This is a genomic window from Blautia faecis, from assembly GCF_027662325.1.
Taxonomy (GTDB): domain Bacteria; phylum Bacillota; class Clostridia; order Lachnospirales; family Lachnospiraceae; genus Blautia_A; species Blautia_A faecis.
Window position 1 is genome coordinate 1 of sequence record NZ_JAQDKY010000064.1, and the last position, 11296, is coordinate 11296.

The 11296-nt window shown below is 44.9% G+C and carries 9 protein-coding genes; 6 read left to right on the forward strand and 3 right to left on the reverse strand.

Annotated features, from left to right (window positions below):
• Positions 1-112: 112 nt before the first annotated feature.
• The 6 genes from PGQ38_RS18255 to PGQ38_RS18280 all read left to right on the forward strand — a co-directional run bounded on the left by PGQ38_RS18255 (position 113) and on the right by PGQ38_RS18280 (position 6580).
• Entirely contained in the window at positions 113-1969 is a 1857-nt protein-coding gene (locus PGQ38_RS18255) for a DUF6020 family protein (RefSeq protein WP_195478492.1), read from the forward strand.
• Positions 1970-2135: 166 nt separating this feature from the next.
• Positions 2136-3134 carry an NAD(P)/FAD-dependent oxidoreductase gene (locus PGQ38_RS18260; protein WP_204454381.1) on the forward strand — a complete coding sequence of 333 codons (999 nt, stop codon included), beginning with the start codon at positions 2136-2138 and terminating at the stop codon, positions 3132-3134.
• A gap of 55 nt (positions 3135-3189) precedes the next feature.
• Positions 3190-3492: a thioredoxin gene (gene trxA, locus PGQ38_RS18265; RefSeq protein WP_118582321.1), complete on the forward strand. Its 303-nt coding sequence runs from the start codon at positions 3190-3192 to the stop codon at positions 3490-3492.
• A gap of 5 nt (positions 3493-3497) precedes the next feature.
• A complete protein-coding gene (locus tag PGQ38_RS18270; RefSeq protein ID WP_204454379.1) occupies positions 3498-5237 on the forward strand; it encodes a B12-binding domain-containing radical SAM protein in 1740 nt (579 codons plus the stop codon).
• A gap of 211 nt (positions 5238-5448) precedes the next feature.
• Positions 5449-6036 carry an AIR synthase-related protein gene (locus PGQ38_RS18275; protein WP_173735093.1) on the forward strand — a complete coding sequence of 196 codons (588 nt, stop codon included), beginning with the start codon at positions 5449-5451 and terminating at the stop codon, positions 6034-6036.
• A gap of 43 nt (positions 6037-6079) precedes the next feature.
• Complete coding sequence (locus PGQ38_RS18280) at positions 6080-6580, forward strand: tRNA (cytidine(34)-2'-O)-methyltransferase (protein WP_173718216.1); 501 nt, start codon at positions 6080-6082, stop codon at positions 6578-6580.
• Between the two features lie 67 nt (positions 6581-6647).
• Here the strand turns inward: PGQ38_RS18280 and PGQ38_RS18285 are convergent, their stop codons facing one another.
• The 3 genes from PGQ38_RS18285 to PGQ38_RS18295 are packed head-to-tail and all read right to left on the reverse strand — an operon-like array spanning position 6648 to position 11255.
• Positions 6648-8153 (reverse strand): sensor histidine kinase, encoded by a 1506-nt coding sequence (locus PGQ38_RS18285; protein WP_118582330.1) that lies wholly within the window; start codon positions 8151-8153, stop codon positions 6648-6650.
• On the reverse strand, positions 8150-8851 hold the full coding sequence (locus PGQ38_RS18290; RefSeq protein ID WP_118582333.1) for a response regulator transcription factor: 702 nt from the start codon (positions 8849-8851) through the stop codon (positions 8150-8152). The genes PGQ38_RS18285 and PGQ38_RS18290 overlap by 4 nt, the downstream gene beginning before the upstream one ends.
• 22 nt (positions 8852-8873) lie before the next feature.
• Positions 8874-11255, reverse strand: coding sequence for an endonuclease MutS2 (locus tag PGQ38_RS18295; protein WP_270433002.1), 2382 nt, complete (start codon positions 11253-11255; stop codon positions 8874-8876).
• Positions 11256-11296: the final 41 nt, after the last annotated feature.

Consider the following 11296-nt stretch of genomic DNA (forward strand, 5'->3'; position numbering starts at 1 on the left):
AATTTCAAAAAATCTGTAAATTCCCAAAATTTACCTTGTAAAAACCACGCCTTGCTTTTCATATATAGTAATGTTAGAATGGCAGTGTGATAAAAATCGGGAGGATTTATTGGTGGAAAAAAAATTAAAAAAATATACTTTGCCGGTTATTGCTGCCATTTTAACAGTGTTTGCTCTTTCCATGACGGGCTTGTATGCTGGTTCGGCAGATAATCCGGGAGAAACATTTCTTTCTTTATGCAAGAAAGAGATGACAGGAATCGGAATCGACAAACTGGTGGTTCTCATTGCGATCATTGCATTGTACATGAAATGCTGGAGGAATTTTTGCAGAAGCTGTAAATGGATCACGCATCTGATCGCCGCCATGTTTTCTGTTTTTATGCTGATCGGAATGTCCTTTTCCGTGCAGGGAAACTGGTCCTTCTTTACAGCTGGGAGAAATCAGATTCTGATCGCATTGCTTACATGGGCAGGATTCTTTTTTCTGTTTGATATAGTGATCAGTCTTTTATATGCATATGGAGAGAAGCATCCTTTTCTGCACAGCAGGAATATAAAGAAATTTCCGGAATTTATGGAAAAACACTACCTTCTGGTAGCATTTTTGCTGATTTTGGCAGGATGGCTTCCCTATATCCTGATCTTCTGGCCAGGAAGTGTTCCCTATGATGGCTTCCGGCAGCTGAATATGTTTGCCGGAAATCAGAGATTTACAAACAAGCATCCATGGGAATTAAGCCTTATAATGGGAGCCTTGATGACAATTGGAAATGTGATCAGTGATAACTGGGGCATTTTCATGGTGGTTGGCGTGCTGGCACTGATTTATGCGGTATGTTATGCCACTGTTTGTTATAAACTGAAATCATGGGGAGCACCAAGATGGTTCAATATCTGCTGTATCGCATTTTTCAGTCTTGTGCCTGTATTTGGAGCTTATTCCCAGACGATCATTAAGGATGGAAGTTTCAGCGCTCTGTTTTCCCTTTTCATGGTAATCTATGTGGAATGCTGCATTCCCACCCTTCGGGAAAAAAGCGGTCAGTCTTTAAGACAGCAGCTGACAGTGCTGTTTCTGGTTGGCTTTGGCATGTGCATTACCAGAAATAATGGACTTTACATGGTGCTTCCTGCATTTATCCTGTTATTCTTTTTCCTTGGAAAAAAACGCAGACTGTATGCAGTTGGAATGGTGATCCTTGTGACAGTGGGCTACATGGGGCTTCAGAAAGAAGTGGCACCGAGACTATACATTGGTAATTTCCCATCCAGAGTATTTTTCTCAATTCCAATGCAGCAGACAGCCAGATATCTGAAGGAATATCCGGATGATGTGACAAAGGAAGAAGCTAAAGCAATTGACGGGGTGATGAAGTATGATGAGATTGCGGATTTGTATAATCCGGAACTGTCTGATCCGGTAAAGGCAACTTATCGCGGCGGACATATTACCATGGCGAAGCTGAAACGCTACTTTAATGCCTGGTTCAGCATGTTTCTGAGGCATCCGGGGGTGTATATAGAAGCCACACTTCATAACAGCTATGGATATTATTACCCATTTCATAATTGCACCGCGCAGAGCTCCTACCGCTTCTATACAGTAAATGAGCCGCTGATTGAAGAGTCAGATTATCATCAGATCTTTTCCGCAGAGACAAGGAATCAGTTGAAACGTTATGCCGATCTGTGGAGTCAGATTCCAGGTCTTGCGCAGATCTGCAATGCGGGAACCTACACATGGATCGTGATTCTGCTCCTTGGATATCTGATCTACAGGAAGCGATGGAAAGGAATCCTGGTATTGGCTGCCCCGGCGCTGAATGTGGCAATCTGTATAGCTTCTCCGGTAAACGGTCTTCTGCGTTATGCGTTTCCGTTGATGGCGTGTATGCCAGCTGTGATATTCTGGGGACTGGCTTATGCAGAGAAGGCTATAGACGAAAAAAGAACCGACGAAAAATGAAAAGTCTGAATTTCTTTTATCGAAAGTATATTGTCAGGTAACTATTTAACAGGTACTATTCCGGGAAGGGTATAACTGTGAAGATACTGAACCGTGAAATTGTAAGAAAAATAACAATATATGGGAAAGATTGGAATCATGAGAAAGGCAGGTGATTCTGAAGTATATGGAAAAAATAATCATTATCGGTGCCGGACCGGCAGGAATTTCCGCAGCTTTGTATGCTGCCCGGGCAAATATGGATCCACTGGTGATCAATAACGGCATTGGTGCTTTGGAAAAAGCAGAAAAAATAGAGAATTATTATGGTATGGAACATCCTGTTTCCGGGAAAGAATTATTTGAGACAGGACTTGCACAGGCAAAAGCATTAGGCGTGCGGATCCTGGAGGCACAGGTGCTGGGGATTGGCGGGTTTGATACTTTTACAGTAAAGACAACAGCAGGTGATTTTGACACCATCAGTGTGATCCTTGCCACAGGAAGCAAACGAAAGGCTCCTGCAATTCCGGGGATTAAGGAATTTGAGGGAAGAGGTGTCAGCTACTGTGCTGTGTGCGATGCATTTTTCTACAGGGGAAAGGATGTTGCAGTGCTTGGAAACAGCGACTTCGCTCTTCATGAGGCAGAAGAACTGGCGCCTATGGCCGATTCTGTTACCATCTACACAGATGGGAAAGAACCGGAGTTTTCCAGGAAATCTTCTTTTGCGGTGAATACAATGAAAATTCAGTCTGTAGAGGGAGACGAGAAGGTGTCCGGACTGCGTCTGATCTCTCAGTCTGAGACGGATGCAAAATCAGATACTGATGAAGAGAAGAACCTTCAGCTTTTGCCAGAAGGAAAGAAAGCTGAAATGGAAGCTTCAGAGTTCCATAGTCAGGAGAGTCCGGTAAGGGATTCGACAGAGACATTTGTCCCGGCAGACGGCATTTTTGTAGCGCTTGGAACTGCAGGAAGCGCAGAGATGGCAAGACAGATGGGCGCGGCACTTACTGAGAAAGGCAACATCAAGGTAAATGAAAAGATGGAGAGCACCATTCCGGGGCTTTTTGCAGCAGGTGACTGTACCGGCGGTCTTTTGCAGGTGGCAAAGGCAGTTTATGATGGCGCACAGGCAGGACTCAGTGCAAACCAGTATGTGAGAAACAGACAAAAAAAGTAGAATTTCGACATGAAATCAGAGAGAAGAATAGACCGATAGAAAGGATGGATCAATTATGGCAAAAGTAATCACAACACAGAATTTTGAAGAGGAAGTATTAAAATCCGAGAAACCGTTTCTTCTTGATTTCTGGGCAACCTGGTGCGGACCATGCATGCGTCAGGGGCCAATCGTGGAGGAACTGGGAGAGGAAGGTTATGCAGTAGGAAAGCTTGATGTGGACCAGAACATGGAGCTTGCACAGCAGTTCCGGGTTATGAGCATTCCTACCCTGATCATTTTCAAGAACGGAGCAGAAGCACACCGTCTGGTTGGTCTTACGGATAAAGAAGAGTTAAAGAAACTTCTGGACGAGTAAGAACGATGAAGATATTACTTGCAGCATGTAATGCAAAATATATACATTCCAATCTGGCTGTCTTTAACCTGAAAGCCTGCGCAAAAGAATATGACAGCAATGTTGTACTTCGGGAATACACCATCAATCAGCAGAAGGATGACATTCTGAAGGATATTTACAGATGTCACCCGGATGTGATCTGCATATCCTGCTATATCTGGAACATTACTTTTGTGCGGGAACTGATGCAGGATCTGAGAAAGATCCTGCCGGATGTTCCTTTCTGGGCGGGAGGCCCGGAGGTATCGTATGATGCAGAGGAATTTCTGAAAAAAAATCCGGCATTTGATGGTATAATGGTTGGAGAAGGAGAGGAGACCTTCCTGGAACTGGTGAAGCACTATGTGAATGGAAGTCCTTCTCTGGAGGAAACCACCGGACTTGTGTACTGTAAACCAGACGGTACAATTCAGAATAACGGATGGCGGCAGATCATGGATTTAAGCAGGGTACCTTTTGCTTACGAAAATCTGAAGGATTTTGAAAACCGTATTATCTATTATGAGAGCAGCCGGGGCTGTCCTTTTTCATGCAGCTATTGTCTGTCTTCTGTGGACAAGAAACTGCGTTTTCGCGACCTGGAACTGGTAAAGAAAGAACTTCAGTTTTTCCTGGATCACAAAGTACCACAGGTGAAATTTGTGGACAGAACCTTTAATTGCAGGCACGATCATGCAATGACCATCTGGCAGTACATAAAAGACCATGATAATGGAATTACCAATTTCCACTTTGAGATTTCCGCAGATCTGTTGAGGGAAAATGAACTGGAACTGATGAGCACCATGCGTCCGGGGCTGATCCAGCTGGAAATCGGTGTACAGTCCACAAATCCGGACACTATTCGTGCTATCCACAGGACTATGGATTTTCCGAAGCTGGCAGGGATTGTAAAACGCATCCACAGTTTTAAGAATATTCACCAGCATCTGGATCTGATCGCTGGTCTTCCTTACGAGGATTATGACAGCTTTCACCGGTCCTTCAATGATGTTTATGCACTTCGTCCCCAGCAGCTTCAGCTTGGATTTCTGAAGGTTCTGAAGGGCTCTCATATGAAAGAGATGACAGAAGAATATGGCATTGTGCATAAAGAACTGGAGCCATATGAGGTACTGGGAACCAGATGGCTGCCATATGAAGACATTTTGAAGCTGAAAATGGTGGAAAGTATGGTGGAACTGTACTATAATAGTGGACAGTTTCAGAATACCATCGCCTGTGTGGAGCCTTTGTTTGAGGATGCTTTCACATTGTATGAGAAGCTAGGACAGTTTTATGAGAAAAAAGGTTATTCAGAGATTTCCCATTCCAGAATGCGCAGATATGAGATCCTGCTGGAGTTTGTGAAGGAAGAACTGGAAGAACAATCCGCAGGAAAATCTGGAAATCAGGATCCTGAGGTGGAGAATCCTGCGGGAAAAGCTGCGGAAGATTGCAGAGGAATGGAAACTGCGACCTGGGAAAAGGTGGCAGACAGCATGATCTACGACCTGTATCTTCGCGAAAACCTGAAAAGCCATCCATCCTTTGAGTACGACCAGAAGCCCTATGAGAAAGCAGTCTGGGAGTACAGGCGCCAGGAAAAGGTGCCAAGGACAGCACATATTGAGGTGTTCCGGGATGGAAAAATATTGCTGTTTGACTATGAAAACCGGGATCCACTGCTTCATAATGCGGCAGTGAAGGAAATTCAGATATAATAAAGAAAGGGTGTAACTGTTCGGCTGGCCGTATTGACATGGCGTATATTTGTAGTCTGTAAAGTGCCGGATGGTTATGAGAGGTTAAAAAATTATGGGAATGTTTGATCCAAAGAAAAGAAAACTTGTAACTGCGATCATTGCTGTTATTCTTGTTCTGGCAATGGTAGTTCCTGCTGTCCTCTCTCTTCTTCTGTAGGGAAAAGAGAAAATGAGGCTTGGAAAAGCGGCTATGGAAGCACTGCAGGCTGAAATCAGCGGGCTTCTTACGCCTGGAAACGAACTGGTGGTGGCTGGAGCCATTGCTCTTTACGGCACAGCGCAGATTGCAAGGGAAAAACATGAGATTTTAAGAGAGCATTTTTCAGAAGGTTTTTTACGGGAGGCAGAGAATCTGAGAACCCTTTACGGGACTGCGGATGAGATAAATGTAAAAGAGGCTGGCGCTACCGCTTTTTATGCAATGGGGGAGGGCGGTTTTCTGAGTGCTCTGTGGAAGATGGCGGAGGCTTCCCAGGTGGGACTGGAAATGGATTTTTCCAAGGTACCCATACGCCAGGAGACAATTGAAATTTGTGAAATCTTTGACATTAATCCTTATAAGCTGAATTCGGAAGGGGCTGTTCTGATCGGTATTCCGGCAGGAGAAGCATTGGTGCAGGAGCTTCGCAGAATGGGCATGATGGCTGCTGTGATTGGACAGACGAATGCTGGAAATGACAGAATGCTTTACTACAATGGGAATGGCAGGTATCTGGAGCGGCCGGCTAAAGACGAGATATATAAGATATTGCCTTAAAATCGAAATAAAACTGCTGTAATTACAGGAGAGTATAAAAACTATGGGAACATTAAACATTGTACTTCATGAGCCGGAGATTCCGGCGAACACAGGAAATATAGGACGTACCTGCGTGGCTACAGGAACCAGGCTCCATCTGATCGAGCCGTTGGGATTTTCATTAAGTGAGAAAGCACTGAAACGTGCCGGAATGGACTACTGGAAAGATCTGGATGTAACTACTTATCTGGATTATGAAGATTTTCTGGAGAGAAATCCTGGAGCGAAGATTTATTATGCGACTACGAAAGCACCTCAGACTTATGCGGATGTGAAGTATGAGGACGACTGCTTTATCATGTTTGGCAAGGAGAGCGCTGGAATCCCGGAAGAGATTCTCCGTGACAATCAGGAGACTTGCGTAAGGATTCCCATGCTGGGAGAAACAAGATCTCTGAATCTGAGTAATTCGGTTGCCATTATTCTTTATGAAGCCTTTCGTCAGCATGACTTTGCCCATTTGAAACTGGATGGGCATCTGCGCAAATATGACTGGAAATAGTAAAAGACCTGGAGCTTTTTTCAAACACGCTCCAGGTCTTCGTTTATAAAAAGAATTGCTGAATAATTTATTTTGCTTTCTTTAAAGTAAAAATGAATTCTGTTCCAACACCTTCCGTGCTGATCACATTAATATTCTGATTATGAGCTTTGATGATCTCTTTCACAATAGAAAGCCCAAGTCCTGTACCTTTCCGGTCTTTTCCGCGGGAGGTATCTGTCTTGTAAAATCTGTCCCACACCTTGGACAGGCTGTCCTTGGGGATTCCTACTCCGTGATCCTTCACAGAAACGAAAACCTTATCATTTTTTACGGATGTTTCAATGTTGATCGAGGAATTGTCATTACTGAATTTGATTGCATTGTCCAATAAATTGTACAGTACCTGCTGGATCTGTTCCATATCTGCCTCTACGAACAGCTCTCTTCCGGAAAGCAGCAGTTCCAGGTCAATATTCTTTTTGGAACAGATTACCTCAAACGTATTGGCAGTATTTTTGATCACATCATTAATATCAAATTTGCGGATATTCATCATCCGTTTCCGTTCATCCAGATCATTCAGCACCAGAAGGCTCCGCGTCAGTTTTTCCAGACGGTCAGCTTCATGGGAAATGATATTTAAATATTTGTCCTGCAATTCCGGGGGGATGGTGCCATCCAGAATTGCCTCCACATATCCTTTGATGGAAGTCAGAGGAGAGCGGAAATCGTGGGAAACATTGGCAATAAAGGTGCGCTGGTATTCTCCGTTCTGGTTGATCCTGTCTGCCATGTAGTTCAGAGTTTTGGCAAGATAGCCCATTTCGTCCTCGGATTTCACTGGAATGCGATAACTCAGATCTCCGTTGGCATATTCGGAAGCCCCCTTGATGATCTGCTGCATTGGAGTATGGATCCATTTCTGATAGCAGAGAAGGAGCAGTCCGCACAAGGCATACACGGCAAAAAAAACCATCTGAAGAATTCCAAGAAGACCGCTTCGTTTCTGATAAAGCTGCTGCATGTCATAATGGTAGGTAACATAGCCTTCTGTTACACCGGAATTTTCCACCGATATCATCACATTAAGATGGGGACTGGAAAAATAGCCATAAAAATTACTGATCTGATATTGGGTATTAAGCCAGAAGTCCAGATCAGAATAGGGGATGGAAATTGTGTTTGCAGCAGAGAATTTTTCAGAGGATGTTCCATTCTCTGGGATTTTATCTGTTTCTGAAGTCTGAACTTCAGAATCGGCAGTGGATTTCGCAGAACTGACGTTATATTCCAGATTTGAGGACTGCACGATCACATGGAAATTTTTATCCAGGATTAGTATCCCGGCTTCCTCTCCGGAAGCCAGAATATCCATAATCTTTTCCAGTCCTTTGCTATCATTGTCTGCAATCTGCTGTACAGTGACAGCATCAGAAGCAAATCGTACAGCACTGTCATACAGCCTTGCGCCAACTTCTTCTTCCAGATAGGTTTCCACGAAATGAGAGCCACCTGCTGTAGCGAAAAGGAAGCCTACAATTCCAATGAAAATATAACTGCAGATCAGTTTGCTGTGAACCGTTTTTCTCATTCGCTTTTTACCTCAAACTTGTATCCGATTCCCCAGACTGTAGAAATAGACCAGTTCGGATGATCTTTGATTTTTTCGCGCAGACGTTTAATGTGAACGTCTACAGTTCTGGTATCGCCAATATATTCGTAGCCCCAGATGTGGTCCAGTAGCTGCTCTCTGGTGAATACCTGATTGGGTGAGGAAGCAAGGAAATAGAGAAGCTCCAGCTCCTTAGGCGGCATGTCTACCTGTTTTCCCATATAAGTAACGGAATAGTTGGTAAGGTTGACAATAAGATCCGGATAAGTGGCACATTTCTCATCGCTTACAACTGCAGCCTGTTTGGGCTGGAAACGGCGTAGAACTGCACGGACACGGGCAACCAGTTCTTTTGAATCAAAAGGCTTGATAATGTAGTCGTCGGCGCCAAGCTCCAGGCCAAGTACCTTGTCAAAGGTTTCTCCTTTTGCGGAAAGCATAATGATCGGCACGTCTGAGGTGTGGCGGATCTCACGGCAGACCTGATAGCCGTCAATACCTGGAAGCATCAGATCCAGAAGAATCAAGTTCGGGCGAAAAGTCTGAAATTCTTTTAAAGCCAGCTCGCCATCGTTTACAATTTTTGTTTCGAAACATTCTTTGGTAAGATACAGAGAAATCAGCTCTGCAATATTGTTGTCATCATCGACAATGAGGATTTTCTGCTTAGCAACCATAGTTTCTCCTTATAAAATATAGTTATTTCTTAAATTCTACAATGGTAACACCAGCATCTCCTTCGCCAAATTCAGCCAGGTGGAAATCTGCCACATGCTTCTGACGGCGGAGATAATTGTGTACTCCTTTTCGAAGGGCACCGGTACCTTTACCATGTACGATACGCACGCTCTTTAAGTGTGCCAGATAAGCGTCATCCAGATATTTATCCAGTTCTGCCACAGCCTCATCTACAGTTTTTCCAAGAAGATTGATCTCTGTGGAAACACTGGTAGACTTGGACATGCGGATTTTGCCTGCTCCTGTTCTGGAAAGTCCAGGAGTGTTGATAACTGGTTCGTCAACAAGCTCCAGGTCAGAAATATGAACTTTGGAACGGATGATACCCATCTGTACAAAAAGAAAGCCTTTGGAATCGGGATGACTGCTGACAGTTCCTTTCAGATTCATGCTCAGTACCTGAACGGTGTCTCCAAGGGAAAGATCCTTAGGCTTCAGCTCTTTTTTCGGTTTCTTTACGGTGGTGTTTATGGACATGCCCTTTTCGGCTTTGTTCATGCGGTTTCTAAGATTCTGGCGTTCTTTTTCAATGGCAGCAGTGTCCACGTGATCTTTCTGGAATTTGTGGAACATTTTCATGGTCTGATCTGCGTATTCCTTAGCATCTGCAAGAATCTTACGGGCTTCTTCGTTGGCTTCGCGCAAGATCCGCTCTTTACGTTCGTCCAGCTTCTCCTGCTTGGACTCTAACTCCTGTTTCAGGGAAGCAATCTGGGTTTTATAACGCTCTGCTTCCTGACGCTCGTTTTCGATGATCACGCGGCTGTTTTCCAGGGAGGTAAGTACATCCTCGAAGGACTCGTCCTTCTGGCTGATCTGATCTTTGGCGCGCTCAATGATAAAGTCCGGAAGTCCAAGTTTGGAAGAAATCGCAAAGGCATTACTCTTTCCAGGAACACCGATGAGCAGGCGGTAAGTAGGACGCAGGGTTTCCACATTAAACTCACAGCAGGCATTTTCAACGCTGTCAGTGGACAGGGCGTAAACTTTCAGTTCACTGTAATGGGTGGTTGCCATAGTGCGGATGCCTTGTTCATGCAGGAAGGACAAAATGGAGATGGCAAGTGCCGCTCCTTCTGTCGGGTCGGTACCAGCGCCAAGCTCATCAAAAAGCACCAGAGAGTCCTGATCTGCTTTTTTCAGGAAAGACACTACGTTGGTCATATGTGAGGAAAAGGTACTGAGAGACTGCTCGATGCTCTGCTCGTCCCCGATATCTGCGTAAACCTCACGGAAAACAGAAAGCTCGGAGCGGTCCAGGGCTGGAATGTGAAGTCCCGCCTGTCCCATCAGGGTCAGAAGCCCAACTGTTTTAAGGGAAACGGTTTTACCACCAGTATTTGGTCCGGTTACAACAAGGAGGTCGAAGTCTTCTCCAAGACGGATGTCAATGGGAACGGCTTTTTTTCTGGGAATGAGCGGGTGGCGTGCCTGTTTCAGGTGAATGCGTTTCTCTGTATTGAAAATGGGTTCTGTGGCATTCATATCCAGTGCAAGTCCTGCTCTGGCAAAAATGAAATCCAGCTGGATCATAATGTCAAGGTCTGCGCGAATGGCGTCCACATTCTGGGCGGTCTGTTCACTTAAGGTAGCGAGAACTGCCTCAATCTCTTTCTGTTCTTGAAGCTCCAGCTCGCGGATGTCGTTGTTTAGTTTGACAATCGCCAGAGGCTCAATGAATAAAGTGGAGCCGGTGGAAGACTGGTCGTGGATCATACCTGGAACATGACCTTTGTATTCGGCTTTTACCGGGATACAGTAGCGGCCGTTTCGCATGGTGATAACGGAGTCCTGAAGGTAATTGCGGGCGCTGCCGTTTACCAGAGAGGCCAGCTGGGTGTGGATGCGGTCATTGGCAACTTTCATGCTGCGGCGTACATGCATCAGACCGGCACTGGCATCGTCACTGATTTCGTCCTGGGAAATGATGCAGCGGCGGATTTCGGCTGAGAGGGGAGTCAATGGCTCCAAACTCTCAAACATGCCGTCCAGAGAGTCTTCTCTTGCATCTCCGCGCTCATTTCGGGAGTAGGCTTTGACACGGTTGGTATTTTCCAGAAGTCCGGCAATGGCAAGGAGTTCGGAAATTCCAAGGGAACTTCCGATTTCCAGACGTTTCAGTGAGCCGCGCACGTCTTTTACGCTTCCAAAGGAGATGTTTCCTTTCTGGAAAAGGCGTGTGAGGGCGTCTCTGGTCTGGGTCTGCATATGACGGATTTCGTAAACATCTTCAGAGGGCAGGAGGTGCCTGCACAGGTCTTTCCCCATCTGGGAAGAAGCCTTCTCTGTCAGTTGGTCGATAATCTTGTAGTATTCAAGTGATTTTAAAGCTTTTGGATTCATAATATCTCCTATAAATCAATTGCTATTTAGTTGATTAAAAG